The organism is Streptomyces sp. NPDC047002 (genome assembly GCF_040704505.1).
In the GTDB taxonomy this organism is placed as follows: domain Bacteria; phylum Actinomycetota; class Actinomycetes; order Streptomycetales; family Streptomycetaceae; genus Streptomyces.
Genome location: NZ_JBEYWC010000018.1, coordinates 19,814 through 45,689 on the forward strand (window position 1 = coordinate 19,814; position 25,876 = coordinate 45,689).

The window sequence follows — 25,876 nt, forward strand, 5'->3', positions numbered from 1 at the left end:
CCCCGGTCAGGCCGACGGGGTGAAGATTACGGGCAGGGACTTCGGGCCGCGGGTGAACACGCCCTGCTCGACCGGGTCGAAGCCGTCCGCGAGCCGTACGTCGGGCATGGCGTCGAGCAGCTGGTCGACGGCTGTCTCCACCTCTGCCCTGGCGAGCAGGGCCCCGACGCAGAAGTGGCGGCCGAGCGCGAACGCCAGGTGGTCGGCGGCGGCGGAGAAGGCGGTCGTGGTCGTCAGGTCGTCGCGGAAGATGTCGAAGGTGTCGGGGTCGCGGTAGCGGTCCGCGTCCCGGTTGGCGGCCCCTATCAGGCAGGTCACGGTGGCGCCCGCCGGAATGGTGCCGCCGCTGACCTCGACCTCCTTCGCCGTCTGCCGCATGATCATGTGGACGGGCGGGGTGTAGCGCAGGGTCTCGGCGAAGGCGCGCGCGATCAGGCTCCGGTCGGCGCGCACCGCGGCCAGCTGCTCGGGGTGGAGCAGCAGGTTGGCGAAGATCGAGGCGATGGCCTTGTCGGTGGTCTCACCGCCGGCGGCGAGCAGCAGGCTGCAGAAGGCCTTGATGTCCTCGTCGCTCATCCGCACGCCGTCGACCTCGGCCCTGCACAGGGTGGAGAGCAGGTCGTCGCCGAGGTGGTCGCGGCGCGCGTGGATGATCGGGATCATGTACTCGGCGAACTCGGTCCTGGTGCGCGCCCCCGCCTCGGCGACCTCCTGGTCGCCCGAGAGGTTGCCGAGGAACGCGATGACCGCGGTGTACCAGCGGTGGAAGCGCGGGTGGTCGGACTTGTCGAGGCCGAGCATGTCCGCGATCACGTTGACGGGGAAGCGGGTGGCGAAGCCGTCCACCAGGTCGAAGGACCCGGTGTGCCGGAAGCCGTCGATCAGCTCGCGTGCGTTGCGCTCGATCACCGGCAGGAACTTCTGCCGGAGCTCCGCGCCGCGGAAGGCGGGCGCGACGAGTGCCCTGCGCACGGCGTGCTCGCGCCCGCTGAGCTGGAGGATCGTCGTGCCGTGCACCGGCTCGATCTGCCAGTCGTAGTTGTCGGTGGTGAAGACGGCGTCCCGGTCCTTGAAGGCGCGCTCGACGTCCCCGTACCGGGAGATCAGATAGCTCTGGGTGGCTTCGTGCCAGATCAGCGGGGCGTCCTCGCGCATCGTCCGGTAGGCCGGGTACGGGTCCCTGGCGAACTCGGGCGACAGGATGTCGGGGATCTGCTGTGGTGCCATGGCGGCTGCCCCTCGCGTCTGGTGGCCGGTAACGGTCCGTGAAGGACAGGCTATTGACCGTTAATGACCGGTGACAGCCGAGTCCTGGCCACCTGGCGGGAAGGGTTCGGGTCACGGGAGAGGCGCGGGAGGCCCAGGGGACGGCGGGGCGGCGCCCGGGATCAGTCGCCTGCGCCGGTGGAGACCGGAACGGTCTCCTCCGCCGCAGCCTCGGCCGCCGCCTTGTGCGCGGCCTTCCTGGTACGCCGCCTGACGACCAGCAGCGAAGCGAGGCCGATCAGCACGGCGACGCCGAGCCCCGCGTAGGAGAACCGCTTCAGCCAGTCCTCCGCGACCTTGCCGACCTCGTACACGACCACGGTCGTGCCGCCGGCCCAGACGACGCCGCCCAGCAGGTTGGCGATGAGGAACTTCCAGTACGGCATCTTCAGCACGCCGGCCAGCGGCCCTGCGAAGATCCGCAGCAGGGCGATGAAGCGGCCGAAGAAGACGGCCCACATGCCCCACTTCTCGAACGACCGCTCGGCGACGGCCACCTGGGACTCGCCGAAGTGCCTGGGGAACTTGCGGGCCAGCCACGCCAGCAGCGGTCTGCCGCCCCTGCGGCCGATGACGTACCCCGTGGAGTCCCCGGCGACCGCGCCCGCCGAGGCGCACGCGGCGAGCACATAGGGGTCGATGTGGCCGTGCTGCGAGGCGAGCAGCGCCGCCGCGACGAGGACGATCTCGCCGGGCAGCGGGATGCCGACGCTCTCCACCCCGATGACGATCGCCACCAGCAGGTAGATGCTCACCGCAGGAACGGTCTCGAGCCACCCCTGGACGTCCAACGCAGGTTCCTCCCGCTCATGTCCCCCGTGCCCTGGCCGGATCAGCCTACCTGCTCCGACGGGACCTCCGGGCGTGGCCGGATTTCACCCCGTGCCGGTCCTTGACACAGGATGCGACAGGACCGTGACACCGCGGGGGCGCCGCCGGTGCCCCCGCGGCTCTATCGTGGTGGGCCATGTGGCCAGGACAGCAGCCGCCCGGGGGCGAGCACAACGCGCAGGACCAGAATCCGTACCAGCAGCCGGCGCCTCAGCAGCCCGGTTTCGGCCCTGCGGGGCAGCAGGGCCCGTACCAGCAGCAGCCGCAGCCCGGATACGGGTACGGGCAGCAGCCGGGGTACGCGCAGCAGCCCTACGCCCAGCAGCCCGGATACGGGCAGCAGCAGGGCCCGTACCAGCAGCAGACCGTCCCGATGTACGGCGGGCAGGGTCCGCAGAAGCCGCAGGGCGGCGGCAAGCGGCGCACGACGCTGATCGCGGTGGGCTGCGCGGTCGCGGTCCTCGCGGCTGCGGGCGTCAGCACGTATCTCGTGGTGGACAACAAGAAGGACACGCACGCGCAGGTCGCCGCGGACAAGAAGCCGGCGGAGCCGTCGGCGCCCGCCTCGGCCCCGGCCTCCGCGCCCGCCGACAACCCGCGCGGCAGCGTGGCGGCGAAGCCGACGATCGCCGGGTGGAAGGTCGTGACGAATCCGACGCACGCCACCGAGTTCGACGTGCCGCCGAGCTGGAACGTGGACTCGCCGGGCACCTACCAGGGCTTCGACAACGAGAAGAAGGGCGACGGCTCCGCCCTCGCGCTGTTCTCCGCGCCCGCGGAGCTCCAGCCGAAGTGGTGCGAGGCGAAGTCGTCGAGCGGCGGCACCGACGACACGGCGCTCGCGGCGGCCGGCACGAAGGGCGGCAAGGGTGCGAAGGACACCGGGAGCGCGGCCGTCGCCGAGGCCGGGACCTGGGCGTTCGCCGCGTACGGCCAGCACGAGCCGGAGTCGTCGGTGCACCGGAAGATCAAGGTCAGCAAGGCGACCCCGTACACCACGGCGTCGGGGCTCAAGGGCAGCTACGCGACGGCCACCACCAAGGGGCTGACCAAGCACGGCAAGTGCGACAGCGACGGCAAGTCGCTCGCCTTCACCTTCATCAACGGCAAGGGCGACTACACCACCTGGGTGATGTACGGGGCGCACGGCGTCAAGGACGAGGTGTCCGACAAGGTGATGATGCGCGTCCTCAGCACGGTGCGGCTGCCCGCAGGATCGGTGCAGTAACGGTTCGGTGCGGCGGCGCGAAGCGCGCGGCGCGCGGCGCGGAAACCCGGTTGCGGAAGGGGGATCCGTCCACCACAGTCCCAGGGTGCCCCGGCCCCCCTCCCGCAACTACGCGCTGCTCTCGACCGCCGCCGTCGTCTCCCAGCTCGGCTCGCAGGGTGCGCTGATCGCCTCCGCCTTCGCGGTCCTCTCGGCCGGCGGCAGCGCGGGCGGTGTGGGCCTTGTGGCCACCGCCCGCACTCTGCCGATGGTGCTGTTCGTCCTGGTGGGCGGGGCGCTGGCGGACCGCGTCCCGCGCCACCGGGTGATGGTGGCGGCGAACGCGCTGAACTGCGTGTCGCAGGGCGCGTTCGGCGCACTCGTGCTGCTCGGGCACGCGCAGCTGTGGCACATGGCGGTGCTCTCGGCGCTCGGCGGCACGGGGCAGGCGCTGTTCGGCCCCGCGTCCGAGGGCATGCTGATGTCGAGCGTGGAGACCGAACGCGCAGGGCGCGCCTTCGCGGTCTTCCGCATGGCGGTCAACGGGGCGACGATCGGCGGCGCCGCGCTCGGCGGGGCGCTGGTCGCCTGGCTGGGCCCCGGCTGGGTGCTCGTGGTGGACTCCGCCTCTTTCCTGGTCGCGGGGGCGCTGCGGTCGTTCCTCGACCTGAGTCATGTGCCGCCGCGGGCGCCGGGCGGCGGTGTGTTCGCGGATCTGCGGGACGGCTGGCGCGAGTTCGTCTCGCGGCCCTGGCTGTGGTCGGTCGTCGGGCAGTTCTCCGTCGTCAACGCCGTGGCCGTGGCCGGCGAGGCGGTGTACGGGCCGCTCGTCGCGCGGGACCACTACGGCGGCGCGGGCCCCTGGGGAGCGGCGAACGCGGCGTTCGGCGCGGGCACGGTGCTCGGCGCGCTGGCGATGGCGAAGTGGCAGCCGCGCAGGATGCTGCTCGCGGGGACGCTCGGGGTCTTCCCGTTCGCGCTGCCGCTGATGGCGCTCGCCGTGCCGGTGTCGGCGGCGGTGCTCGCCGCGGCCATGTTCGTGGCGGGCGCTTCGGTCGAGGTGTTCGGGGTGGGCTGGATGACCGCGCTCCAGCAGGAGATCCCGGAGGAGAAGCTGTCGCGGGTCTCGTCGTACGACTGGCTCGGGTCGTTGGCCCTTGTGCCGGTGGCGACGGCGCTCGCGGGGCCTGCGCAGGGCGCGTTCGGCCGGGGTGCGGCGCTGTGGGGCGCGGCGGGGTGCGTGGTGCTGCTGACCGCGGCCGTGCTGTGCGTGCCGGATGTGCGCCGCATCGCGCGGCGCGAGGCTGGCGCGCCCGCCCGTGGCGGGCTTCCCGCCGTGCCGGGGCCCGCGGCCTCAGCCGATGCTGAAGGCCCCGTCGGGCGGGCGGGGTGAGGGCTGCGCCGCCGCGTCGCGCACGGGCGCGGCAAGGCCGGTGAAGCGGCGCAGCGCCGCGCCCTCCTCGACCCGTGCGGGAAAGGCGTCCGCCGCCGTCCTGCGGGCCAGCGCCGCGGTGTCGAGCGGCGCGTCCGACGCGACGAGCACCGCGTTGCCGAAGCGCCTGCCGCGCAGCACCGAGGGCTCGGCGACGAGCGCGATCTTTGCGAACACCTCGCGGTAGGTGGCGAGTTGGGAGCGGAGGAAGGGGAAGGGGGCGCTGTCTGCGAGGTTGGCCACACAGATGCCGCCGGGCCGCAGCACCCTGGCCGCCTCTGCCGCGAACTCCACCGAGGTCACGTGCGCGGGCACGCGCGAGCCGCCGAACACGTCCGCCACCACGGCGTCGGCGCTGCCCGCCGGCGCCTCGGCGAGCCACCGCCTGGCGTCCGCGTGGTGGACGGCGATGCCTGCGCCGTCCGGCACCGGCAGGTGCTCGGCGACGAGGGCGAGGAGCCCCGCGTCCGCCTCGACGACGTCCTGGGCCGAGCCCGGCCTGGTGGCGGCGACGTAGCGGGGCAGGGTGAGGCCGCCGCCGCCGAGGTGGAGTACGGCGAGCGGCGCGCGCCCTGGCGCGGCGGTGTCCAGGACGTGGGCGATGCGCCGCACGTACTCGAACTCCAGGTGCCCGGGGTCGTCGAGGTCCACGTAGGACTGCGGCGCGCCGTCGACGGTGAGCAGCCAGGCGCGCCCGCCGTCCACGTCGGGCAGCAGGCGCGCGGTGCCGGAGTCCACGGCGCGCGTCACGGGTACCGGCTCTGTCGCTTCGCTCACCGCCCCATTGTCCCGGAGGCGGTGCGGGGGCGGCGTACCGGACCATGCGTCGGGCCGTCCTGCGGCGGGCAGGGTCCGCGTCGAGCGGATTTCGGCCCGCGCCAGGCGTCTTTCCGCGGGCGCACTGCGGCGCGCGCGGGGACGGGTCGGCTAGTCTCCGGGCGTGCTCGACACCGCTTCCCGGCCCGCACCGGCCCGCGCGTCCTCGCGGGTCCTGCACGGACTGCTGTCCCCGTGGGGCCGTTTCGCGCTGCTGGTCGCGGTGTTGGGGGCGGCCGCCGCGCTCGTGGCGGTCTACCGGCCGCAGCACCTGCTGTCGGGCGGCGGCGCGGCGCCCGCCGACCGGCTGCTCGCCGCCGCGCTGTTCGCCGCGGTGTACGGGCTGTGCGCCGCGGCCTTCGCGCCGCGGCCGCTGCTGAACGCGGCGGCGGGCGCGCTGCTCGGTACCGCGGCGGGGCTGGCGGCGGCGATCGCGGGCACGGTGCTCGCCGCGGGGATCGCCTTCGGCCTCGGGCGGGTGCTCGGGCAGGGCGCGCTGCGCCCGCTCGTGCGGGGCCGCTGGCTGACGGCGGCCGACGGCCTGATGAGCCGGTACGGCTTCCGGTCGATGCTGGCGCTGCGGCTGTTCCCGGGGGTGCCGTTCGCGGCGGTCAACTACGGCGCGGCCGTCTCGCGGATGAGGTGGCCCTCGTTCCTCGTCGCCACCGGGCTCGGCTCGGTGCCGAACACGGCGGCGTACGTGGTGGCGGGCTCGACGGCCGCCTCGCCGGCCTCGCCGGCCTTCGTGGCGGCGACGGCGTTCATCGCGGTCTCGGCCGCCGTGGCGTGCGTCGTCGCCTGGCGCAAGCGGCACAGGCTCGGCGCTGCGGCGCGGGCCCACGGCGACGGCGGGCCGCCGCGCACGGGCGCCTGACCGGCGCGCGGGCCCGCACCGCGCGGCTCAGCCGAGGGCCGCGGCGAGGCCGAGCCCGCCGCCGGCCGGCTCCTGGAAGAAGCGCGCGACGTCGGCCGCTTCGACCTCGCGCAGGGACGCAGGGGACCAGCGGGGCCTGCGGTCCTTGTCGACGATCTGGGCGCGGACGCCCTCGGGCAGGTCGGGCAGGGCGAGCGCGGCGCAGGACGCCCGGTACTCGGCGTCGAGCGCGGCCTCCAGGGAGGGCAGCGCGCGGGCCGCGCGGAGCACGGCGAGCGTCGCCTTGAGCGCGGTGGGCGAGCGGGTGAGGAGCGTCTCCGCCGCCTCCTTCGCCGCGGGGTCGCCGTGTCCTGTGAGACGGGCCACGATCTCCTCCACGTCGTCGCAGGCGTAGCAGGCGTCGATCCAGTCGCGGCGTGCGGCGAGGCTGCCTTCCGCGGGCTCTGCGGCGAACGCGCGCACCGCCTGGCGCGGCGTGGTCCCGCCGAGGGCCTCGGTGAGCGCCGGCAGGTCGGCCGAGCGCACGACGTGGTCGGCGAGCCCGCACAGCACGGCGTCGGACGCGCCCACCGCCTCGCCGGTCAGGGCGAGATGGGTGCCGAGCTCGCCGGGCGCGCGGGACAGCAGGAACGTGCCGCCGACGTCGGGGACGAGGCCGATGCCGGTCTCCGGCATGGCGACGCGGGAGCGCTCGGTGACGACGCGCAGGCCGCCGTGGGCGGAGATGCCGACGCCGCCGCCCATCACGATGCCGTCCATGAAGGCGACATAGGGCTTGGGGTAGCGGGCGATGCGCGCGTTGAGCCGGTACTCGTCGCGCCAGAACGCGGGGGACGCCGCGCCGCCGGCCAGCGCGTCCTCGCGCACCGCGCGGATGTCGCCGCCCGCGCACAGGCCGCGCTCGCCCGCTCCCCTGACGACGACGGCGCGCACGGTGCCGTCGTGCTCCCACGCGGTCAGTGCCTCGTCGACGAGGCCGACCATCCGGTGGGTGAGCGCGTTGAGCGCGCGCGGCCTGTTGAGGGTGAGCAGGGCCGCGTGGCCCGTCCTGCCGAGCAGTACCGGATCTTCTGGCGCCATGGTGCGGGTGGTTCCTCGCCTCGGGCACCCCGGCCCCGGTCGCGAACGCCGGTACCGAGGTGCGACATTGCATTTCCTTTACAAACGGTACGCTGCTGCTTCCACCGGTCCTCCCGCACCTCGACCCTTGGCGGCTGGCTTTCCCATGTCCTGGTTGGCATCCGTGGTCCTCGGACTCGTCCAGGGGCTCACCGAGTTCCTCCCCGTCTCGTCCAGCGCGCACCTGCGGCTGACGGCCGCGTTCGCCGGGTGGCACGACCCGGGGGCCGCGTTCACCGCTGTCACCCAGATCGGCACGGAGGCCGCGGTGCTGATCTTCTTCAGGAAGGACATCGCGCGGATCGTGTCCGCCTGGGCGCGGTCCCTGGCGGACCGGTCGATGCAGGCCGACCACGATGCCAGAACGGGCTGGCTGGTGATCGTGGGCTCGCTGCCGATCGGCGTGCTGGGCGTCACGCTCAAGGACCAGATCGAGGGCCCCTTCCGTGACCTGCGCCTCATCGCGGCGACGCTGGTGGTGATGGGCGTCGTGCTGGGCGTCGCCGACCGGCTGGCCGCCAGGGACGAGCGCGGCGGCAGGCACCGCGCCGTACGGGCCCGCAAGGACCTGCGCGACCTGGGGGTCAGGGACGGCCTGGTCTACGGCTGCTGCCAGGCGCTCGCGCTGGTGCCCGGGGTGTCGCGGTCGGGCGCGACCATCTCGGGCGGCCTGCTGATGGGGTACACGCGGGAGTCGGCGGCGCGGTACTCGTTCCTGCTCGCGATGCCCGCGGTGCTCGCCTCCGGGGTGTACGAGCTGAAGGACGCGGGCGGCGGGCACGTGGCCTGGGGGCCCACGCTGCTGGCGACGCTGATCGCCTTCGCCTCGGGGTACGCGGTGATCGCGTGGTTCATGCGGTTCATCTCGTCCCGGTCCTTCATGCCGTTCGTGGTGTACCGCATCGCGCTGGGGGTCGCGCTGTTCTTCCTCGTCAGCACGGACACGCTCAGTCCGCACGCGGGAGAGTCGGCGGCCTGAGACGGCTCGGAGGCCCCTGGGGTTGCTTCGTTTCGACGTGACGCACAGCACTGTTCCGTCTCGGCGTGTGACCAAGAACGCTCACAGAACGGTCACGATCGGCGTGATGGGGTTTTAAGCTGGTCGCATGTCCAAGTCCTCCGCCACCTCGGCCTCGCCCCGCAGGGTGTCCGACGCCGCGGCGACCAACGAGCGCATCCGCGCGCTGGTCGATGCGGCCGACGGGACCTGGCCCGCCGAGGCGTACGAGGTCCTGCTGCTGGAGTGGGCCGCAGCGGTCGGCCACGTCGAGAGCGCCGCCTGACGGTCCGGCCGGGGCGCGGCCCCGGCCGGCGCCTGCGGGGTCCCTCGGTCAGTCGATCGTCAGCTCGCCCATCGCGCTCCACCCCGTCGCACCCTCGATCGTGGTGCTGACGATGTCCGGCGTGCGGCTCACCAGGGGCCGCATCGTCGCGATGGCTGCCTTGAAGTGGTCCGAGTTCACATGGGCGGCCGCCGCGTCGTCCTTGAACGCCTCGACCAGCACGTAGGTGTTCGGGTCCTCAAGGCTGCGGGACCACTCGAACCAGAGGTTGCCGGGCTCGGCGCGCGTCGCGGCCGTGAAGTCGGCCACCTTCTCCGGCCAGGCGTCGGCATGTTCGGGCTTCACCGGGAACTTGACGGTAATGAAGATCATCCCGACATTGTAATGAGGACGGCACACCGCGTCAGGCCCCCTGCGTGCCAAGGTGCGGGCCGTCCGCGCCGCTCGTGCGCCGCCAGGCACGCTCCCCCGCCGCGCCCTCCGCGGCGGCGCGCAGCGCCAGTGCGGCGAGCGCGGCGGGCGCGCCGGGACGGCCCCGCGCGCCGGGGAAGGCGTTGACGTCCACGACCAGCGGCGCCCCGCCGCCCGCGTCGATCATGTCCACCCCGTACACGTCGAGCGCGAAGACCTCGCCGACGCGCAGCGCCACCGCGTCCCATCCGGGCGGCAGGGCGCCGGGCGGCGGGGCGGGGTGCGGGTTGGCCAGCTCCGAGCGGCGCCGTGCCGTGAAGAGGCGGCCGCCGATCACCCACACCTTGTGGTCCCAGCCGTCGCCCAGGGTGTACGGCTGGACGACGACCGGCTCGTCGCGCCACCGGGGCAGCAGCGCGCGCAGCGCCGACGGCGTGGCGGCCAGGGCCACCAGGTCGCCCCCGCGGCTGCGGCGGCTCTTGACCACCAGCGGGTAAGGGAGGCCGGGCTCGGCCGCCGCTGCGGCCAGCGAGGCCGCGGACCTCGTCGGCGCGAAGGGCAGCAGGAATTCGCGGGCGAGCGCGGCCATGGCCTCCCGGTCCTGGCACAGCCCGGTCGCCGCAGCGGTGTTGAGCACGGGCGCCCCGCGCTCCTCCAGCTTCCGGGCGAGCGCGACGGCCCCGGGGGTGCGCGCCTTGAGCAGGTACACGTCGGCGAGCGGGCCGATGTCGTGCGCGGCGCGCCCCGGGTCGAGCCACCGGACCTCGTGGCGCGGCGCGAGCAGGGCCGTGGCGCCCGCGAGCAGCGGATGGCCGGGGCGCGGGGTGATCAGGCCGATCCTCACCTGTCCTCGCCCGCGGTCACGGGTATCTGCACGGGCATCGGCACGGGTCCGGGCTGCGCCGCCGTCACGGGCCCTGGCGGCACGGCGGGCGTCGGCCCGGCGGCCCCGCCGGCGCGGGCCAGGCGCAGCACGGCCCTGGCCACCCGGGAGGCGGCGTCGGGCACCTGGCGGAAGCTCGGGAAGTCGTTGACGTCGACCACCACGGGCCCGTCGGGCCCGAGCAGCACGTCGAGGCCGTACAGGTCGAGCCCGTACACCTCGCCGACCCGCGCGGCGATCGCCGCGACCTCGCGCGGCAGCGCCACCCGGCGCTCGGGCGCGGTGCGCGCCGGGTGCAGCGGCGAGGCGCGCTCGGTGGCGTAGAGCTCCCCTGCGACGGAGTACACCTTGAGGTCGGTGCCCGGGTTGCGCACGTACGGCTGGGCGATCAGCAGGCCCTCGTCGGCGCGGTTCGCGGCCAGTTCGCGCAGCCGCTCCTGGGTCCTCACGAGGTGCACGCCGCGGCCTGAGCTGCCGGCGGCGGGCTTGACGACCAGCGGGAACTCGGCGGCCGGGATCTCCGCCAGCGTCTGCCAGCGGGCCGCCGCCCAGGTGACGGGGACCGGCAGTCCGCGGCTGCGCCCGATCGCGGCGGCCAGCGCCTTGTCCCGTACGCCGCGGATGGCGCGGGCGTCGTTGACCGTGGTGAGGCCGACGGCGGCGGCCGCTTCGAGCAGGGTGAGCCCGGGGCCGCCCGACACGGTCTTGAGCACCCAGGCGTCGTGGCTGCCCGCGCGCACCGCCTCGGAGACCGGCACGAGCGAGCTGCCGGGCCGCACCACGTCCACCCGGTGCCCCCAGTCCGTCAGACGGCCCATCACCTCGACGGGCATGCCGTCGTGTCGGTACTGCTCCTCCACCAGAAAGCAGAGCCTCATCCGTCCAACCCCGTAAGTCGCGTTGCGCGGACGATACCCCGTCAGACGGCCTGGGCCGCGCGGCCGTGGCGCCCAAGGGCCGCTGGCCGCAGGCGGGTTGGGCGGCCGCACCGTGGATGGCGCGGGCGGCGGAGCGGGTGTGCGCGGCGCAGAAATGTGAGCCTGCGGGCGCGGCGGGCCGCGCCGGGCAGGGATGGCGGCGAGGGGCGGGTGCACAGTGGACGCGGCGGGGGGACACGCACGGCGAGGAGGCTCGGCATGCCGGTTCCTGTCGGTCCGGTCGAACGCCGCGGCGGCCCGCGGCCCCGGGGGCCGCGCGGTCCCGCGTGGCGGCGGGGCGCCGCGGCCCTGTGCGCGGGGGCGCTGCCCGCGCTGGCGTTTCCCGCGCCGTCCTGGTGGTGGTGCGCCTATGTGGCCCTGGTGCCGTGGCTGCTGCTGGTGCGGGGCGCGCCCACGCGCCGCAGGGCGGCCGTGGAGGGATGGCTCGGCGGTGCGGGCTACATGGTGGCGGTGCACCACTGGCTGTTCGCCAGCCTCCATGTGTTCGTGCTGGTGCTCGGTGCGCTGCTCGGCCTGCTGTGGGCGCCCTGGGGCGTGCTGGTGCGCTCGCTGCTCGGCGGCGCAGGAGGGCCCCCGGGTCCCGGCAGGGCGGCAGCGGCGCTCGCCGTGGTGCCGTCGGCCTGGCTGCTGGTGGAGCTCGTCAGGTCCTGGCAGGGGCTCGGCGGGCCGTGGGGCGTGCTCGGCGCGAGCCAGTGGCAGGTCGCTCCGGCACTGCGTCTGGCATCGGTGGGCGGGGTGTGGCTGGTGAGCCTGCTGGTGGTGGCGGTGAATGTCGCGGTGGTGGTGCTTGCGGTCTCCGCTGCGGCGCGCCGCGCCGCGCTGGCGGCGCTCGCGGCGGGCGCCGCGGCGGTGGGTGCGGTCTGGGCGTGGGCGCCCGTGCCGCAGCTCTCGGGTACGGCGCGGATCGCGGTGGTGCAGCCGGGCATCGTGTCCCGGGCGGCCGGCGCGCCGCAGCGGCGGTTCGCCAGGAGCGAGGAGCTGACCAGGCGGGTGGCGGGCGACCGGGTCGACCTGGTGGTGTGGGGAGAGAGCAGTGTGACGCACTCCCTGGCGACGCATCCGTCGCTGGGGCGGCGGCTCGCCGCCCTGTCCCGCACGGTCGGCGCGGACGTCCTGGTGAACATCGACGCGCCGGGCACCGACGCCCTGGGCCGCCGCGGCATCTTCAAGCGCAGCGAGCTGATGGGCCCCGAGGGGCCCACGGGTCCCTCGTACGACAAGATGCGGCTGGTGCCGTTCGGCGAGTACGTCCCCGCGCGGCCGCTGCTCGGGTGGGCCACCTCGGTCGGCAGGGCGGCGGGTCAGGACCGGGTGGCGGGGCGGCGGCAGGTGGTGCTTCCGGTGGCCGTGCGCGGCGGCGGGACCCTGCGGGTGGGGCCGCTGATCTGCTTCGAGTCGGCGTTCCCCGACATGAGCAGGAACCTCGCGAACCGCGGTGCCCAGGTGCTGGTCGTGCAGTCGTCGACCGCGACGTTCCAGGACACGTGGGCCCCGGCCCAGCACGCCTCGCTGGGCGCGCTGCGGGCCGCGGAGACGGGACGCCCGGTGGTGCACGCGACGCTGACGGGGGTGAGCGCCGTGTTCGGGCCGCGGGGCGAGCCGGTCGGCGGCGGGCTGTCGACGGCGCGCAGCGCGTCCGCCGTGTACGCGGTCCCGACGGCGCGCGGCGCCACGCTCTACGACCGGTTCGGCGACTGGGCGGTGTACGGCGCGGTCGCCGTGGTGGCCGCCTTCTGCACGCGCCGCGCCCTGCGGGGCAGGGGCCGCGGTGGACCGCAGGTCAGGCGCCCGCTGCCCGCGCCGCAGCCACGACCCGCTCGCACAGCTCATGGGTCTCCAGCGCGTCCAGGGCGCTGAGCGGCGTGCCCGCGCGTACGGCGTCGAGGAAGGCGAGCGCGGCCTGTTCGATGCCGCGCTGCCGGGCGACGGGCACCCAGTCGCCGCGCCGCCGCACGCTGGGCCGGCCCTTGTGGTCGACGACGGTGGCGAGGTCGTGCACCGCGCGCTTGGCGTCCTGGCCCGAGACTTCGAGGATCTCCTCGGTGGAGCCGCTGGTCCTGTTCATGGTGCCGATGGCCGTGAAGCCGTCGCCCGACAGCTGGAGCACGATGTGGTGGACGAACCCGTCGCGCACCCGGACCCGGATGTCGGTGTGGTCGACGGTGCCCGGCACGAGGAAGCGGAGCGTGTCGGCGACGTGCACGAAGTCGTCGAACACGACCTCGCGCGCCGGGCCCGGCAGGCCGACCCGGTTCTTCTGGAGCAGGATCAGGTCCCGGGGGTGCTCCGCGCACTGGGCGTAGGACGGTGCGAAGCGCCGGTTGAAGCCCACGGCGAGCCCGGTGCCTGTCTCCTCGGCGCGCCGCACGAGCCGTTCCGCTTCCGCGTAGCCCGCGGCGATCGGCTTGTCGACATAGGTGGGGATGCCCGCGTCGAGCAGCCGGGCCACGATCTCGGGGTGCGCGGCGGTCGGGGCGTGCACGAACGCCGCGTCGGGCCGGGTGGCGAGCAGCGCGTCGAGGTCGGCGTGGCACTGCGCTTCCGGGATCCGGTGGGCCGCCGCGGTGCGGTGGAGGGTCGCGGGGGTGCGGGTCTGGAGGTGGAGTTCGACGCCGGGCTGCGCGGTGAGCACGGGCAGGTACGCCTTCTGCGCGATGTCGCCGAGCCCGATGCAGCCGACCTTCACGAAAATCCTCCCGGGGTTGCGCCGTCCGGGCAGCATACGCGGGGCGCGGCAGGCGGCAGGCGGCAGGCGGCAGGCGGCAGGCGGCAGGCGGCAGGCGGCAGGCGGCAGGCGGCGGATAACGCGTCGCGTGCGGGCCCGGCGTCCGCCACGATGGGCGCCATGACGACGCACTCGGCCAGGCAGCAGGAACCGGGCACCGCGGCGGCGGCGCCGCCGACCTTCGACGAGGCGCTGGCCCGCAGGGGCCGGGCGCCGCGCGGCGACGCGGGCGAGCGCCGGATGCTGGAGGACTGGCTCGACCTGCACCGGGCGACGCTCGCGGTCAAGTGCGCAGGACTCACGGACGAGCAGCTGCGGCAGCGCCCTGTCGAGCCGTCCGGGCTCAGCCTGCTGGGTCTCGTACGGCACCTGGCGGAGTGCGAGCGCGGCTGGTTCCGCAACACGCTCGACGACGAGGGCCTGCCGGGCATCTACTTCACCGACGACGACGTCGACGGGGACTTCCGTCCCGGCCCTCACGACACCTGGGCCGAGGCGTACGGGACCTGGCAGGCGGAGATCGCGGCGGCCAGGGAGCACGCGGCGGAGCACGGCCTGGACGACGAGGGCGCGGGGCGGCGGCAGCGGCCCGACGGGGTGCCGTTCACGCTGCGGTGGATCTACACCCACATGATCGAGGAGTACGCGCGCCACAACGGCCACGCGGACCTGATCCGTGAGGCGCTCGACGGCACGACGGGCGACTGACCGGGCCGCCACCCCGCGCGCCCCACGCGGGTCCTGTGTGCGTCACCGCCGCGGCGCGGATCATCCATCCGGGTTCAATCGGCGCCGATGCCTGTCCGAAGTGGGCCCCGGGCCAGCAGAGTTGCCGGAGTGCGACGAACGAGAACCACGACGATGCTCCTGCTCGGCGCGGCCTCGGCGGCCATGACGGCCGTCTCGGGCTGTGTGTCCGTGCACGCGGACGGTGCGCAGGGCCCGCGGCCCGCGGCCACGGCGGCGCCCTCGGCAGGGGAGGACGCGAGGCCGCAGATCGTGCAGGCCCCGCTGCGCGAGGCGCTCGACCTCGCGCACACGCCGTCCCCCTCGCCCTCGCGGCCTGGTCCGGCCGCCGCGCGGCCCCGGGGCGAGGCGCCACGGCAGGGCGCCGCGCCGGCCGTCAGGCCGCCGGAGCGCCCCGTGCGCCCCGAGCCTCTCGCCCCCGCACACGGCGGGGGATACGCTCCCGCCCCGTCCGCGCTCCCCTCGGCTGCCGCCGGCGTCTGCGCCCTGGGCGAGACCTACGGCCACTGGCCCGCGGGCAGCGCACAGGCCCGTATCTGCCACGACACCTACGGCCGCTGAACCGCGGGCGGCCCGGCGCGGACGCGTCCCCGCCCCGGCTCCGGTCAGGGGCGGGAGAGGCGGCGGGTCAGGCGGGCGATGGCGGTGCGTACCGCTTCGCCGTACCCGTCGTCGCCCAGGACGTGGGCGCAGGCGCGGGCGCGCTCCAGGTGCAGCCGGGCCGCATCGGGCCGGTGCAGCTTCACGTAGTCCGCTGCGAGGTCGGCGTGGAACGCCGGGCGGAAGGCCACCGCCTCCGGCGTGTCCCCGTCCGCAGCGGACAGGGCCCGCAGGTCCCACGCCAGCTCGTCCCCCGGGTCGTCCTGCGCGTCCGCCAGGTAGTGGGCGAGCGTGCAGCGCTGTACGGGGTCCCCCGCGTCCCCCAGCTCCGCCCACAGCTCCCCCATGCGGTTGCGGGCCTCCTCGCGGTCGCCGCCGTGCAGCAGGATCACCGCCTGCCCGATCCTTGTCACACGGCTCTCCTGGGACGACTCCCGCTGCTCCATGCCCGGCGCCTCCACCCTCGCGCAATGAAAATCAGACAAAACGCTCGATGGAGACGCTAGTCGGGGTCGGCCGGTATCGCCTTCAGACCCGGCCCAGGTCGGGGATGCGCCAGTCGACGGGCGTGTGCCCCTGCGCCGCGACGGCCGCGTCGATCCGGGTGAAGGGGCGGGAGCCGAAGAACTTCTTCGCGGACAGCGGCGACGGGTGCGCCCCCTTCACGACGGCGTGCCGCTCCTGGTCGATCAGCGGCAGCTTCTTCTGCGCGTACGCCCCCCAGAGCACGAACACCGCGGGGTCGGGCCGGTCGGAGACCGCCCGGATGACGGCGTCGGTGAACCGCTCCCAGCCCTTGCCCTTGTGCGAGTTGGCCTCGCCCTCACGGACCGTGAGCACCGCGTTGAGCAGGAGGACGCCCTGCCGCGCCCACGGCATCAGATATCCGTTGTCGGGGACCGGGTGGCCCAGCTCCTCCTTCAGCTCCTTGTAGATGTTGCGCAGGGACGGCGGCGTCCGCACCCCCGGCCGCACGGAGAAGCACAGGCCGTGGCCCTGGCCCGCGCCGTGGTACGGGTCCTGGCCGAGCACGAGCACCTTGACGTCCTCGTACGGGGTGGCGGCGAGCGCGGCGAACACCTCGTCCTGCGGCGGGTACACCGGTCCGTTCGCCCGCTCCTTGGCCACGAACTCCATCAGGTCCGCGAAGTAGGGCCGGCTGAGCTCGGGGCCCAGCACGCCGCGCCACGACTCGGGCAGCAGGTCGGTGTCGGTCACGTCAACATCCTCCGGGGTTCGCTGAATTGTCGACCGCCCACGAACCTACCGGCCGCCACCGACAACGGCGGCCGGCCGCCCCTCGGGGCAGCCGGCCGCGGCCGCGGCAGGGATGCTCAGAAGCCCGCGTTCAGCGCGATGCCACCGTCGATCACCAGCGTCTGGCCGGTCATCCAGCCCGAGGCGTCGTCCGAGGTGAGGAAGACCGCGGCGCCGCCGATGTCCTCCGGCACACCGAGCCTGCCCATCGGGTAGCCCGCAGCGCTCTCCTCCTCGCGCCCCTCGTAGAGCATCCGCGCGAACTTGGTCTTCACGACGGCCGGCGCGATGGCGTTGACCCGGACGGCCGGCGCGAACTCGTGCGCGAGCTGGAGCGTCAGATTGAGCATCGCGGCCTTGCTCATGCCGTACGTGCCCATGAACGGCGAGGCGTTCTGCCCGGCGATGGAGGCGATGTTCACGATCGTCCCGCCGTGGTCCTTCTGCCAGGCGTGCCACGTCTGCTGCGCGAGCCCGAGCGCCGAGAGGACGTTGACCTCGTACGTCTTGCTCGCGACCGTCAGGTCCAGGTCGGCGAGCGGGGCGAAGACCGGGTTGGTCCCCGCGTTGTTGACGAGGTGGTCGATCCTGCCGTGCTCCTCCATGACCCGCTCGACCACGGCGCGCTGGTGCGCGGGGTCGTGCGCCTTGCCCGCGACCCCCATGGCCCGGTCGGGGCCGAGCCGCTCCACGGCCTCCTTGAGTGCCTCCTCGTCCCGCCCGGTGATGCACACCCGGTCGCCGCGGGCGACGAGCGCCGCCGCGATGCCGTAGCCGATGCCCCGGCTCGCGCCGGTGACGAGGGCGACCTTGCCGGTGTCCGGCCTCTGCTGCTGTGTCATGGCTCGTGTCCTCGGATTCAGTTGAGCGGGCCGCCGGCGACGTACACGACCTGCCCCGAGACGAAGCCCGCCGCCTCGCCGGTGAAGAACGCGATGGCGTTGGCCACGTCCTCCGGCTGCCCTGCGCGCTGTACCGGGATCTGGCTGACGGCGAGCGCGGTGAAGTCCTCGAAGCTCATGCCCACGCGCGCCGCCGTGGCCGCGGTCATGTCGGTGGCGATGAAGCCGGGCGCGACCGCGTTGGCGGTGATGCCGAACTTGCCCAGCTCCTTGGCGAGGGTCTTGGTGAAGCCCTGGAGCCCCGCCTTGACCGCGGAGTAGTTGAGCTGGCCGCGGTTGCCGAGCGCGGACGACGACGACAGGCTCACGATCCGCCCGAACCCCGCGTCCACCATGTGCTTCTGGCAGGCGCGCGTCATCAGGAACGAGCCCTTGAGGTGGACGTTCATCACGGTGTCCCAGTCGGACTCGGACATCTTGAACAGCAGGTTGTCGCGCAGGACGCCCGCGTTGTTGACGAGGATCACCGGTGCGCCGAGCTCGGCGGTGATCCGCTCGACGGCCGCCTCCACCTGGACGCTGTCGGAGACGTCGCAGCCGACCGCGAGCGCCGAGCCCCCGGCCTCCGTGATCTTCTTCACCGTGTCGGCGCAGGCCGCCTCGTCCAGATCGAGTACGGCGACGGCGCGCCCCTCTGCCGCGAGGCGCACGGCCGTGGCGGCGCCGATCCCCCGCGCCGCCCCGGTCACGACGGCGACGCGCTGCTCGGTGGTGGACATCCCTGTTCTCCTCGCCCTAGAAACCCGCGGGTGCTGAGCGACCGCTTAGTCGCTTCGGCAGACGAGACGCTAGAAGGCCGCGCACGCGGTGTCAACGGCACCGGCCCCGTGGCGGCGGCACGGGGCTCCCCCGGGCCGCCGCGGCCGGGATCAGCGCACCAGCAGATCGAGGAGCCGCTCGGCCTCCGCCTTGGGGTCGGCGGTGAGTCCTGTGTGGACGGGCCCCGGCTGCACGACCGTCGAGCGCGGCGCGATCAGCCAGCGGAAGCGGCGGCCCGCGTCGTCCCCGCCGGCCTGCCCCGCCCGGGCGCCCCCGTCGCAGACCGACTCGACGGCGGCAAGCGCCGCCCGTACGCCCACCAGGTCGACGGCCGGGTCGAGCGCCCGCAGACGCGCCTCGTCCAGGTGGGTGCGCGCCGCGACGAACGACTGGGCGCGGCAGTAGAGGATGACCCCGGCGTTGCAGCACTCGCCGCGCTCGACGCGCGGCACCACCCGCAGCAGCGCGTACTCGTAGACGTCACGCTCGCTCATCGGGCGTCCTCCTGTCCGCCCTGGCGCCGGCCGGGGCGCAGCCGGGCGGCGAGCCAGCCGGGCGCCTGTGAGGGCCGGCGGCCGGTGGGCGCGTCCATGACGATGCGCTCGTGGACGGTGGCGGCGCGCGCCAGCAGGGGCGCAGCGTACGCGCGGCGCAGCTCGTCCGTGGTCGCGAAGCCGGGCTCGTCGACCAGCCACTCGTCGGGCACGGCGGCGGTGACCTCGGCGAGCAGCTCCTCGGTGACGAGCGGCGCGAGTTCCGCTGCCGCGGCCCGCACGTCGGGCGAGAACGGCGCGAGCGCGTGGTCGGAGGCGTTGTACGGCTTGGCGGCCGACGCCTGCGCCGTGGGCCAGTTGTGGTGCCAGATCATCGTCGCGCCGTGGTCGATGAGGAACAGGTCCCCGTGCCAGACGAGCATGTTCGGATTGCGCCAGGACCGGTCGACGTTGTTGATCAGGGCGTCGAACCAGACGATCCGCCCCGCCTCCGCGGGGCCGACCTCGTACGCGAGCGGGTCGAAGCCGATCGAACCCGGCAGGTAGTCCATGCCGAGGTTCAGCCCGCCGCTGGCCTTCAGCAGCTCCTGGACCTCCTGGTCGGGCTCGGAGAGGCCGATGACGGGGTCGAGCTCCATGGTCACGAGCTCGGGCACGCGCAGCCCCAGGCTGCGGCCCAGCTCCCCGCAGATGATCTCGGCGACGAGCGTCTTGCGCCCCTGCCCCGCGCCGGTGAACTTCATGACGTACGTGCCGAGGTCGTCGCCCTCGACGATCCCCGGAAGCGACCCGCCCTCACGCAGCGGCGTGACATAGCGGGTCGCGACGACCTCTCTCAGCATGTTCCTGGGCCACCCATCCCGTACACCCGGCACTCCACGACCACTCCCGGAGGAGTCCCGGCAGACACGCTGGTCTCCCCCACTCCCCGGCATCCGGTCGACGGCGGCGCGTCCCCCTGCTGCCGGCCTCCGGCATGAAGTCAGCATAGTAACCGGGGGTGATCGGGGGCAGGGGGTGCCCGGGCGTCCGAGACGGCGCGCCGAGGCCACGCCGGACTCTCCGACCCCGAGCACGATCGAGGCTCCCCCTGTCGGGGAGGTCAGCGCAGGTGCGCGGTCCTGGTCACCGCGAGGGCCCTCGGCGGACCGCCCGCGGCCATCTGCGCGTCGGTGGCGCGTTCACGGACGGCGCCTAGCGTGCGGTCCATGCCTGGTTGTGATTTCACCCGACGTGACCTCATGCGGTGGTCCGCCGTCGCCGCTGCGGCCGCCGCCGCCGCCCCGGTCACCCTGACCGCCCCGGCACAGGCCGCTGCCTCCGGCGGCTCGCCCCGCGGTGCCGTGACACCCGTCAACCTCGAACTGGTGACCCTCGCCGAGAACCACGCCGTGATCACCTGGTACACCGGCCGGGCCGGCACCGACGACGGGCTCGGCCGCATGGTTCCCGCCCCGGCGGACGGCGAGGTCGTCTACGGCACCCACCCGAGCCGGCTGAACCGCGTGGCGGGCGGCATCTCCTCGCACACGCCGTACCACTACGTCGAACTGCGGGACCTCGAACCCGGGCAGACGTACTACTACCAGGCCCGCTCCCACGGGCAGCCGGCCGCGCCGACGGCCTTCACCCTCATCGACGGCAACGCGGTGGGTACCGACGCCACCGGCCTCGGCACCACAGGACCGTTCTCCTTCACCACCCCGCAGCCGCCGGCCGGCCGCTTCCTGTTCTCCATCGCGCTCTGCAACGACCTGCACATGGGCGAGACGCAAGCGGGTCTGGTCGGCGGCGAACCGCAGTACATCGGCATCGAGCAGGAGCCCGGCCTCCCGCCGTATCCCGAGGTCATGCTGGAGTCCCTCGTCGACGACGTGCGGCGCGCCGGCGCCCGCTACCTGCTGGCCGCGGGCGATATCTCCGCCGAGGCCGTCCCCGTCGACCTCAGCCGTTCAGGATGCCTGCTGAACCGCTTCGGCGAGTACCGCCACGACTACTTCGTGACCCGGGGCAACCACGACCGCGCGCACGTCGGCGACCCGTACGCCTCCTGCCGCGCCGGGCAGTGGCAGGGCAACGACTGCTTCCACGACGCGTACTTCCCCGGCGTCGAACCCACGTACTTCTCCACCGACCTGTCGGGGCTGCACGTGGTCGGGCTCGACACCTACGACAAGGCGGGCAACGGCGGCGACGCGGGCGGCATGTCGGACCGGCAGATGGCCTGGCTCCGCCGGGACCTGGCAGCCCACCGCGAGCAACCGACCCTCGTGTTCGGGCACCACCCCCTCGTGGTGCAGGACTCGGCGTTCCCCGTCACCGACAGCAAGTCCCTCGACCGGACACAGGCGACGGCGATACTCGACCAGTACGCGAGGACACCCGGCGTCTTCCTGCACCATGCGGGCCACACCCACCGCAACCACCGCACCGTCAGCCCGGCCGCGCCGCACGTGCTGCACCAGGAGATCGCCGCGGCGAAGGAGTACCCGGGCGGCTTCTCCCTGCTGCGCATCCACGAGGGAGGCTACGCACTCAACTTCTACAAGTCGCGCAGCGACCTGGCACGCCGCTGGAGCGAGCGCAGCCGCATGGAGATCATGGGCGCCTGGCCGCAGTTCGCCTTCGGCAACAACGTCTCCGACCGCAACGTCGTCGTCGGACACGACCTCTCCGGGCTGCGCCGCCCCGCAGCACCCCGCCCCGAACACGACCACGCGTCCGACCGGCAACGGCACACCGCCGCCTGAACAGGCGGCCACCGCGGCGAGCGCCCCACCGTCCGTCGCCCGCGCGATGGGCGCGACAAGGGCCGCCCCCTCGGGGGCCGCCCGCGCACCTCGTGCAGGACGCGCCTTGCTCAGCGGCGTTTGCCTCTCGCGCGCGGCGTTTGTAGCGTCTGGTGCGCCGTCTGTGACAGAGAGAGGTGCCGTGTGAGCACGTCGCAGGATCGCCAGAACCGGATCGTCACGTCACGGGCGCACTCCGCCCGCGTATACGACTACATCCTGGGCGGAAAGGACCACTACCCGGTCGACATCGAGGCCGGCGACGCCATGTGCGAGCACTGGCCCGCGCTGCCCGTGCACATGCGGGAGAACCGGCGCTTCATGCACCGGGCCGCCCGCTTCCTCGCCGAGGAGCAGGGGGTGCGCCAGTTCCTCGACATCGGGACCGGCCTGCCGACCTCGCCGAACCTGCACGAGGTGGTGCAGGAGGCGGCGCCTGAGTCCCATGTGGTCTACGTCGACAACGACCCCATCGTCCTCGCCCACGCGCGCGCCCTGCTCCAGAGCTCCCCCGAGGGCGCCACCGCCTACGTGGACGCCGACATGCACGACCCTGACACCATCCTGGAGAGCCCCGAGTTCCGCGACCTCGTCGACCTGGACCGGCCCGTCGGCCTGATGGTGATCGGCATCATGCACTTCATCCTGCCGCCCGACGACCGGCGCCTCGTCCGGCGGCTGCTCGACCCGCTGCCGTCGGGCAGCTGTCTGGCGATGACCATCGGGACCGCGGACTTCGCCCCCGAAGAGGTCGGCAGGGTGGCCGAGGAGTACGGGCGGCAGGGCATGCCGATGGCCCTGCGGGACCTCGCCACGGCCACGTCGTTCTTCGACGGCCTCGACCTGGTCGAACCCGGGGTCACCCAGGTCCACACCTGGCGTCCCGGGCCCGAGCAGGCCGCCGTCGACGGCCGGGACATCGCGATGTACGGGGCCGTGGCGAGGAAGCCCTGAAGCCCGGCGGGCCCCCGCCGGGCGCCGCTCCCGTCAGAGCGCGATGTCGCCCGTGCGGGACGGGACCGCGTCGAGCGCCGCGAGCGTCTCCCCGTCGAGCAGGACGCTGCCCGCCTCGACGTTCGCCCCGAGGTGCGCGAGGTCTGCGGTGCCGGGGATGAGGAGCGTGTTCGGGCTGTGGTGGAGCAGCCAGGCCAGGCCGATCTGCGCGGGGGTCACGCCGAGCGCCCGCGCCGCGGCGGTGACGGCGGGCTCGTCCGCGACCTTCGGCAGCCCGGCGAAGGCGCCGCCGAGCGGGAAGTACGGCACCCAGGCGATGCCCTCGGCCAGGCAGAGCCGCAGGGTGTCCTCGTCGCCGCGGGCCACCAGGCTGTAGGCGTTCTGCACGCACGCGATGCCCGCGGGGAGGGCCCGCCGCAGCGCTTCGAGGGTGACGCTGCTCAGGCCGATGGCCCCGATCTTCCCCTCGGTGCGCAGTTCGGTCAGCACGGCGAGCTGGTCGTCGAGGTCGACGAGCTGGTCGCCCTCCGCGCGCAGCCCCGGGCCGTGGTCGGCGCGGCGCAGGTTGACGAGGGGCACCTGCTCGACGCCGAGGCCCCTGAGGTTGTCCTCCACGGCGGTCCGCAGCTGCTTCGGCCGCTGGGCGAGGCGCAGCGGCACGGGTCCCGCCGGGTCGGGTTCCGCGCCCACTTTGCTGACGACCAGGACGCCGTCCGCGGGGCGCAGTGCGGCGCCGATCACCTCGTTGACGAAGCCGTTGCCGTAGAAGTGGGCGGTGTCGACGTGGTCGACGCCGAGCTCGACGGCGCGGCGCAGCAGCGCCACCGCGGCGCCCCGGTCGAGGCGCTCCAGCTGCATGGCGCCGTAGCCGACGCGGGAGACGGTGCGGCCCATGAGCGCGCCGGGGCCGCCGGGCCTGGCGGCCCCGCCGGCGGTGAGGTGGTCGGACGGGGCGGTGGGACCCATGGCACGGTCGCTTTCGTGAGACGATAAAGATAAGCGGAGGGACTCCGCTCCACGCACCGTAACACTAAACGGAGGTTCTCCGCTTTGTCCTCGTCCGACTCGCCGGACCCCGGCCTGCCCACGGAGGGGACCGGGCGCCCGGTGCGCGCCGACGCCCGGCGCAACCGCGAGCGCCTGCTCGCCGTGGCCCGCGACGCCTTCGCCGCGACCGAGGGCACGGCGACCCTCGACGCCATCGCCCGCGAGGCGGGCGTCGGGATCGGCACCCTCTACCGGCACTTCCCCACCCGCGAGGCCCTCGTCGAGGCCCTGTACGCGGCCGAGCTGGACGCCGTCGTCACCAGCGCCCCCGAGCTGCTGTCCCGGCTGCCTCCCGAGGTCGCGCTGCGGACGTGGATGGACCGCTATGCGGCCTTCTTCGCGGCCAAGCGCAGCTTCTCCGACACCCTGCGCGCAGGGTGGGCCGCCGGCACCATCGCGACGCCCGCCACCAGGGAGCGGATCACCGCCGCCCTCGCGGAGATCCTCGGCGCGGGGGCACGGACGGGCTCCCTCCGGGCCGACGTGCGGCCCGAGGAGGTCACGATGATGCTGCTTGGCGTGTTCCTCTCGACGACGGCGGGCAACAGCACGGAGCTGACAGGGCGGCTGCTCGACCTCGTGGTGGACGCCGTGCGGCCCGCGGCGAAGGGCTGACCGCGGGCCGCACGGGCGCGTCGGCGGCCGCCGCGCGAGGAGGCCGTGACGCGCCGGAGGCGCCCGCGGCGGCGGCTCAGCGGAGCGGGAGGAGCATGCCCGCGGCGCCCGTGACGAGTACGGCGTCGATGAGGAGATCGAAGGCGCGGGGACGCAGCCGGCGCACGAGGCGCTTGGCGAGCAGGGAGCCGGCGAGCAGGGCGGTGCCGATGACGAGGCCGCGGGCGACCACGGCCGGGGCGAGGGCGCCGGCGCCGCCGAAGGTCGCGAGCTTGCCCGCGTAGAGGAGGAGCGCACTCGCCGCCTCCGAGCCGAGGAACGCGCCGCCGCTCATCCCGTACCCGGTGAAGACCGGCACGCTGAGCGGGCCCGTGGACAGCACGAGGCCGGTGAGGAAGCCCACGAGCGCGCCGGCGGCCGCCATGTGCCACAGGCGGACGCGGAACCGGGAGCGCCGGATCAGGCGGCGGAGCGGGATCATCGCGAGGAAGAACACCGCGAGGGAGACGTCGACCGCGGCCGGCGGGACCGCCAGGAGCGTGTGGGCGCCGAGCGCGGCGCAGGGGACGCCCGTCAGCGCGTACGCGAGCACCGGCCGCCAGCGGATCTCGCGCCACCAGGCGAGCACCCGGCCGGCGTTGCCGAACAGGGAGGCGATCGCCATCACCGGCACGGCCACCCGCGGCCCGTACAGGACGACGAGGACCGGCAGAAGGATCAGCGAGGAGCCGGTGCCGACGACGCCGCTGAGGACACCGGCGGCGAGGGCGAGCAGGGAGAGAAGGGACAGCGCGGGCATGCGAGGACCGTTTCCGTCCCGCCGCGGGCGCGCCGGGACCGCTCCTCAAGGCTTTTGTCCCGTGAGATGACCGCACGCCTCCGGCGGCGCACGGTGGCGCCGCTCGGACCAGCCGTGCCGCGAGGCACCGGAACCCTAGGCGCTGTCGGCACCGCACTATGCCACGCCGGGCCGGGGCCGGTCAGCCGGGTCCCTCGCTCGCGGCCGCGAGCAGCGGCGCCACCACGTCGCCGACCGGCGTGGGGATGCCGTGGGCCGCGCCGCGCCGCGCGACGACGCCGTTGCGGATGTCCCACTCCAGCGGCCGGCCCGCCTCCCGGTCGGCGAGGATGGAGGTGCCCAGGTCGGCGGGGAGCGACCTGAGGCCTTCGAGGATCTCGCCGGGCACCTCGTCGCCGAGGACCGCGCCCTCGGCGCGGGCCACCTCCAGGCACTCCCGCAGATAGTCCAGGGCGAGCCGCGCGATGTCGGCGCGCGCGAACACCCCGGCGCGGCGGCCGGTGAGGGCCATGAGCCCGGCCACCGCGTTCTGCAGCAGCTTGCGCCAGGCCGCCGACGTGAAGTCGGCCGCCAGGTCGACGGCGCAGCGCGTGCCGTGCAGCGCGTCGGACACCAGGCGGGCCGCGGGCACATCCGGCAGGGTCAGGCGCGCCTCGCCGCGCAGCAGGACCGAGCCGTCCTGCTGCGCCTGTGCGGGGAACCACACGATCGAGGGCAGCACCCGGCTGCCGGGGGCACGGGGCGCGACGGCCGCCTCCTGCTCGACCCCGTTCTGCAGGACGCAGACGACGGTGCCCGGCCGGCACAGCGCCGTGAGCCACGGCGCCGCCGCGTCGAGCTGTGTCGCCTTGACCGCGAGGAAGACGAGGCCGACCGGCGCGCCGATCCCTGCCGGGTCGGTCCGTACGGGGCCCGGCACGGTGACGAGGCCCCCGGCGTCGCGCAGTTCCAGGCGCTCGCGGGCCGTGCGGCCGCAGAGCAGCGGGGTGCGGCCCGCCTCGTGCAGCGCCGCGGCGACGGTGGTGCCGATCGCCCCCGGGCCCACGACCGCGATGGCCGTGCCGTCCTGTGTCCTCGGCTTCCGAGAGCCGCTGTTCCGCTCCATGCCGGTACGTTACCCTGTTACGA

The 25,876-nt window shown here is 74.5% G+C and carries 28 protein-coding genes; 11 read left to right on the forward strand and 17 right to left on the reverse strand.

Features of this window, described 5'->3' with window-relative positions; all coding sequences use genetic code 11:
- Positions 1 to 6 precede the first annotated feature (6 nt).
- A complete protein-coding gene (locus AB0910_RS18095; RefSeq protein ID WP_366745589.1) occupies positions 7 to 1,227 on the reverse strand; it encodes a cytochrome P450 in 1,221 nt (406 codons plus the stop codon).
- A 161-nt stretch (positions 1,228 to 1,388) separates the two neighbouring features.
- The gene (locus AB0910_RS18100; RefSeq protein WP_366745590.1) at positions 1,389 to 2,057 is read right to left on the reverse strand and encodes a DedA family protein; all 669 of its coding nucleotides are present in this window, start codon (positions 2,055 to 2,057) and stop codon (positions 1,389 to 1,391) included.
- A 176-nt stretch (positions 2,058 to 2,233) separates the two neighbouring features.
- On the opposite strand from AB0910_RS18100, the gene AB0910_RS18105 reads away from it, so the two are divergent.
- Complete coding sequence (locus tag AB0910_RS18105; RefSeq protein ID WP_366745591.1) at positions 2,234 to 3,325, forward strand: hypothetical protein; 1,092 nt, start codon at positions 2,234 to 2,236, stop codon at positions 3,323 to 3,325.
- Between the two features lie 85 nt (positions 3,326 to 3,410).
- Positions 3,411 to 4,697: an MFS transporter gene (locus AB0910_RS18110; protein WP_366745592.1), complete on the forward strand. Its 1,287-nt coding sequence runs from the start codon at positions 3,411 to 3,413 to the stop codon at positions 4,695 to 4,697.
- Here AB0910_RS18110 and AB0910_RS18115 read toward each other — a convergent pair.
- Complete coding sequence (locus AB0910_RS18115) at positions 4,659 to 5,513, reverse strand: fused MFS/spermidine synthase (RefSeq protein ID WP_366745593.1); 855 nt, start codon at positions 5,511 to 5,513, stop codon at positions 4,659 to 4,661. The genes AB0910_RS18110 and AB0910_RS18115 overlap by 39 nt on opposite strands.
- 163 nt (positions 5,514 to 5,676) lie before the next feature.
- Between AB0910_RS18115 and AB0910_RS18120 the strand changes: the two genes are divergently transcribed.
- Positions 5,677 to 6,426, forward strand: coding sequence for a VTT domain-containing protein (locus tag AB0910_RS18120; protein ID WP_366745594.1), 750 nt, complete (start codon positions 5,677 to 5,679; stop codon positions 6,424 to 6,426).
- 27 nt (positions 6,427 to 6,453) lie between these two features.
- Here the strand turns inward: AB0910_RS18120 and AB0910_RS18125 are convergent, their stop codons facing one another.
- The gene (locus AB0910_RS18125; protein ID WP_366745595.1) at positions 6,454 to 7,506 is read right to left on the reverse strand and encodes an enoyl-CoA hydratase/isomerase family protein; all 1,053 of its coding nucleotides are present in this window, start codon (positions 7,504 to 7,506) and stop codon (positions 6,454 to 6,456) included.
- Between the two features lie 145 nt (positions 7,507 to 7,651).
- Here AB0910_RS18125 and AB0910_RS18130 point away from each other — a divergent pair, with 145 nt between their 5' ends.
- Positions 7,652 to 8,524: an undecaprenyl-diphosphate phosphatase gene (locus AB0910_RS18130; protein ID WP_366745596.1), complete on the forward strand. Its 873-nt coding sequence runs from the start codon at positions 7,652 to 7,654 to the stop codon at positions 8,522 to 8,524.
- Between the two features lie 127 nt (positions 8,525 to 8,651).
- Positions 8,652 to 8,828 (forward strand): hypothetical protein, encoded by a 177-nt coding sequence (locus AB0910_RS18135; RefSeq protein ID WP_366745597.1) that lies wholly within the window; start codon positions 8,652 to 8,654, stop codon positions 8,826 to 8,828.
- Between the two features lie 48 nt (positions 8,829 to 8,876).
- Here AB0910_RS18135 and AB0910_RS18140 read toward each other — a convergent pair whose 3' ends face one another.
- Genes AB0910_RS18140 through AB0910_RS18150 form a run of 3 tightly spaced genes read right to left on the reverse strand, consistent with a single transcriptional unit; the run spans position 8,877 to position 11,000 of the window.
- Positions 8,877 to 9,200, reverse strand: coding sequence for a putative quinol monooxygenase (locus tag AB0910_RS18140; RefSeq protein WP_366745598.1), 324 nt, complete (start codon positions 9,198 to 9,200; stop codon positions 8,877 to 8,879).
- Between the two features lie 31 nt (positions 9,201 to 9,231).
- Positions 9,232 to 10,083, reverse strand: coding sequence for an alpha-L-glutamate ligase (locus tag AB0910_RS18145; RefSeq protein WP_366745599.1), 852 nt, complete (start codon positions 10,081 to 10,083; stop codon positions 9,232 to 9,234).
- A complete protein-coding gene (locus AB0910_RS18150) occupies positions 10,080 to 11,000 on the reverse strand; it encodes a hypothetical protein (protein ID WP_366745600.1) in 921 nt (306 codons plus the stop codon). The genes AB0910_RS18145 and AB0910_RS18150 overlap by 4 nt, the downstream gene beginning before the upstream one ends.
- 258 nt (positions 11,001 to 11,258) lie before the next feature.
- Between AB0910_RS18150 and lnt the strand changes: the two genes are divergently transcribed.
- Positions 11,259 to 12,917, forward strand: a complete 1,659-nt coding sequence (gene lnt / locus AB0910_RS18155; RefSeq protein WP_366745601.1) for an apolipoprotein N-acyltransferase — start codon at positions 11,259 to 11,261, stop codon at positions 12,915 to 12,917.
- On the opposite strand, the gene AB0910_RS18160 is transcribed toward lnt, so the two are convergent.
- Entirely contained in the window at positions 12,841 to 13,746 is a 906-nt protein-coding gene (locus AB0910_RS18160) for a Gfo/Idh/MocA family oxidoreductase (protein ID WP_366745602.1), read from the reverse strand. The two genes, lnt and AB0910_RS18160, sit on opposite strands and share 77 nt — an antisense overlap.
- A gap of 279 nt (positions 13,747 to 14,025) precedes the next feature.
- On the opposite strand from AB0910_RS18160, the gene AB0910_RS18165 reads away from it, so the two are divergent.
- Both AB0910_RS18165 and AB0910_RS18170 read left to right on the forward strand, forming a co-directional pair.
- Positions 14,026 to 14,493 carry a DinB family protein gene (locus AB0910_RS18165; protein ID WP_366745680.1) on the forward strand — a complete coding sequence of 156 codons (468 nt, stop codon included), beginning with the start codon at positions 14,026 to 14,028 and terminating at the stop codon, positions 14,491 to 14,493.
- 129 nt (positions 14,494 to 14,622) lie between these two features.
- Positions 14,623 to 15,093 (forward strand): hypothetical protein, encoded by a 471-nt coding sequence (locus AB0910_RS18170; protein WP_366745603.1) that lies wholly within the window; start codon positions 14,623 to 14,625, stop codon positions 15,091 to 15,093.
- A 44-nt stretch (positions 15,094 to 15,137) separates the two neighbouring features.
- Here AB0910_RS18170 and AB0910_RS18175 read toward each other — a convergent pair whose 3' ends face one another.
- From AB0910_RS18175 to AB0910_RS18200, 6 genes are all read right to left on the reverse strand, one after another.
- Positions 15,138 to 15,578, reverse strand: a complete 441-nt coding sequence (locus tag AB0910_RS18175) for a hypothetical protein (RefSeq protein ID WP_366745604.1) — start codon at positions 15,576 to 15,578, stop codon at positions 15,138 to 15,140.
- A gap of 82 nt (positions 15,579 to 15,660) precedes the next feature.
- Positions 15,661 to 16,350, reverse strand: a complete 690-nt coding sequence (gene ung, locus AB0910_RS18180) for a uracil-DNA glycosylase (RefSeq protein WP_366745605.1) — start codon at positions 16,348 to 16,350, stop codon at positions 15,661 to 15,663.
- Positions 16,351 to 16,466: 116 nt separating this feature from the next.
- Positions 16,467 to 17,231, reverse strand: coding sequence for an SDR family oxidoreductase (locus AB0910_RS18185; protein WP_366745606.1), 765 nt, complete (start codon positions 17,229 to 17,231; stop codon positions 16,467 to 16,469).
- 17 nt (positions 17,232 to 17,248) lie between these two features.
- Positions 17,249 to 18,010 carry a 3-oxoacyl-ACP reductase FabG gene (gene fabG / locus AB0910_RS18190; RefSeq protein ID WP_366745607.1) on the reverse strand — a complete coding sequence of 254 codons (762 nt, stop codon included), beginning with the start codon at positions 18,008 to 18,010 and terminating at the stop codon, positions 17,249 to 17,251.
- Positions 18,011 to 18,160: 150 nt separating this feature from the next.
- The gene (locus AB0910_RS18195) at positions 18,161 to 18,544 is read right to left on the reverse strand and encodes a DUF3037 domain-containing protein (protein ID WP_366745608.1); all 384 of its coding nucleotides are present in this window, start codon (positions 18,542 to 18,544) and stop codon (positions 18,161 to 18,163) included.
- Entirely contained in the window at positions 18,541 to 19,386 is an 846-nt protein-coding gene (locus AB0910_RS18200; RefSeq protein WP_366745609.1) for a HipA family kinase, read from the reverse strand. The genes AB0910_RS18195 and AB0910_RS18200 overlap by 4 nt, the downstream gene beginning before the upstream one ends.
- Before the next feature lie 366 nt (positions 19,387 to 19,752).
- On the opposite strand from AB0910_RS18200, the gene AB0910_RS18205 reads away from it, so the two are divergent.
- Together AB0910_RS18205 and AB0910_RS18210 are read left to right on the forward strand one after the other, a co-directional pair.
- Entirely contained in the window at positions 19,753 to 21,294 is a 1,542-nt protein-coding gene (locus tag AB0910_RS18205) for a metallophosphoesterase family protein (RefSeq protein ID WP_366745610.1), read from the forward strand.
- A 183-nt stretch (positions 21,295 to 21,477) separates the two neighbouring features.
- Positions 21,478 to 22,287, forward strand: a complete 810-nt coding sequence (locus AB0910_RS18210; protein ID WP_366745611.1) for an SAM-dependent methyltransferase — start codon at positions 21,478 to 21,480, stop codon at positions 22,285 to 22,287.
- A gap of 33 nt (positions 22,288 to 22,320) precedes the next feature.
- Here the strand turns inward: AB0910_RS18210 and AB0910_RS18215 are convergent, their stop codons facing one another.
- Positions 22,321 to 23,253 (reverse strand): aldo/keto reductase, encoded by a 933-nt coding sequence (locus AB0910_RS18215; protein ID WP_366745612.1) that lies wholly within the window; start codon positions 23,251 to 23,253, stop codon positions 22,321 to 22,323.
- A gap of 84 nt (positions 23,254 to 23,337) precedes the next feature.
- Here AB0910_RS18215 and AB0910_RS18220 point away from each other — a divergent pair, with 84 nt between their 5' ends.
- A complete protein-coding gene (locus tag AB0910_RS18220; protein ID WP_366745613.1) occupies positions 23,338 to 23,949 on the forward strand; it encodes a TetR/AcrR family transcriptional regulator in 612 nt (203 codons plus the stop codon).
- A 76-nt stretch (positions 23,950 to 24,025) separates the two neighbouring features.
- On the opposite strand, the gene AB0910_RS18225 is transcribed toward AB0910_RS18220, so the two are convergent.
- Both AB0910_RS18225 and AB0910_RS18230 read right to left on the reverse strand, forming a co-directional pair.
- Positions 24,026 to 24,748 (reverse strand): sulfite exporter TauE/SafE family protein, encoded by a 723-nt coding sequence (locus AB0910_RS18225; protein ID WP_366745614.1) that lies wholly within the window; start codon positions 24,746 to 24,748, stop codon positions 24,026 to 24,028.
- Positions 24,749 to 24,929: 181 nt separating this feature from the next.
- On the reverse strand, positions 24,930 to 25,853 hold the full coding sequence (locus AB0910_RS18230) for an oxidoreductase (protein ID WP_366745615.1): 924 nt from the start codon (positions 25,851 to 25,853) through the stop codon (positions 24,930 to 24,932).
- Positions 25,854 to 25,876 lie beyond the last annotated feature (23 nt).

Coding starts and splice junctions, on each gene's coding strand:
- AB0910_RS18105 (WP_366745591.1), top strand. CDS start 2,234: ATGTGGCCAGGACAGCAGCCGCCCGGGGGCGAGCACAACGCGCAGGAC.
- AB0910_RS18225 (WP_366745614.1), bottom strand. CDS start 24,748: ATGCCCGCGCTGTCCCTTCTCTCCCTGCTCGCCCTCGCCGCCGGTGTC.
- AB0910_RS18205 (WP_366745610.1), top strand. CDS start 19,753: ATGCCTGGTTGTGATTTCACCCGACGTGACCTCATGCGGTGGTCCGCC.
- AB0910_RS18140 (WP_366745598.1), bottom strand. CDS start 9,200: ATGATCTTCATTACCGTCAAGTTCCCGGTGAAGCCCGAACATGCCGAC.
- AB0910_RS18130 (WP_366745596.1), top strand. CDS start 7,652: ATGTCCTGGTTGGCATCCGTGGTCCTCGGACTCGTCCAGGGGCTCACC.
- AB0910_RS18135 (WP_366745597.1), top strand. CDS start 8,652: ATGTCCAAGTCCTCCGCCACCTCGGCCTCGCCCCGCAGGGTGTCCGAC.
- lnt (WP_366745601.1), top strand. CDS start 11,259: ATGCCGGTTCCTGTCGGTCCGGTCGAACGCCGCGGCGGCCCGCGGCCC.
- AB0910_RS18150 (WP_366745600.1), bottom strand. CDS start 11,000: ATGAGGCTCTGCTTTCTGGTGGAGGAGCAGTACCGACACGACGGCATG.
- AB0910_RS18185 (WP_366745606.1), bottom strand. CDS start 17,231: ATGACACAGCAGCAGAGGCCGGACACCGGCAAGGTCGCCCTCGTCACC.
- AB0910_RS18215 (WP_366745612.1), bottom strand. CDS start 23,253: ATGGGTCCCACCGCCCCGTCCGACCACCTCACCGCCGGCGGGGCCGCC.
- AB0910_RS18095 (WP_366745589.1), bottom strand. CDS start 1,227: ATGGCACCACAGCAGATCCCCGACATCCTGTCGCCCGAGTTCGCCAGG.
- AB0910_RS18175 (WP_366745604.1), bottom strand. CDS start 15,578: ATGGAGCAGCGGGAGTCGTCCCAGGAGAGCCGTGTGACAAGGATCGGG.
- AB0910_RS18195 (WP_366745608.1), bottom strand. CDS start 18,544: ATGAGCGAGCGTGACGTCTACGAGTACGCGCTGCTGCGGGTGGTGCCG.
- AB0910_RS18200 (WP_366745609.1), bottom strand. CDS start 19,386: ATGCTGAGAGAGGTCGTCGCGACCCGCTATGTCACGCCGCTGCGTGAG.
- AB0910_RS18165 (WP_366745680.1), top strand. CDS start 14,026: ATGCTGGAGGACTGGCTCGACCTGCACCGGGCGACGCTCGCGGTCAAG.
- fabG (WP_366745607.1), bottom strand. CDS start 18,010: ATGTCCACCACCGAGCAGCGCGTCGCCGTCGTGACCGGGGCGGCGCGG.
- AB0910_RS18125 (WP_366745595.1), bottom strand. CDS start 7,506: ATGGCGCCAGAAGATCCGGTACTGCTCGGCAGGACGGGCCACGCGGCC.
- AB0910_RS18230 (WP_366745615.1), bottom strand. CDS start 25,853: ATGGAGCGGAACAGCGGCTCTCGGAAGCCGAGGACACAGGACGGCACG.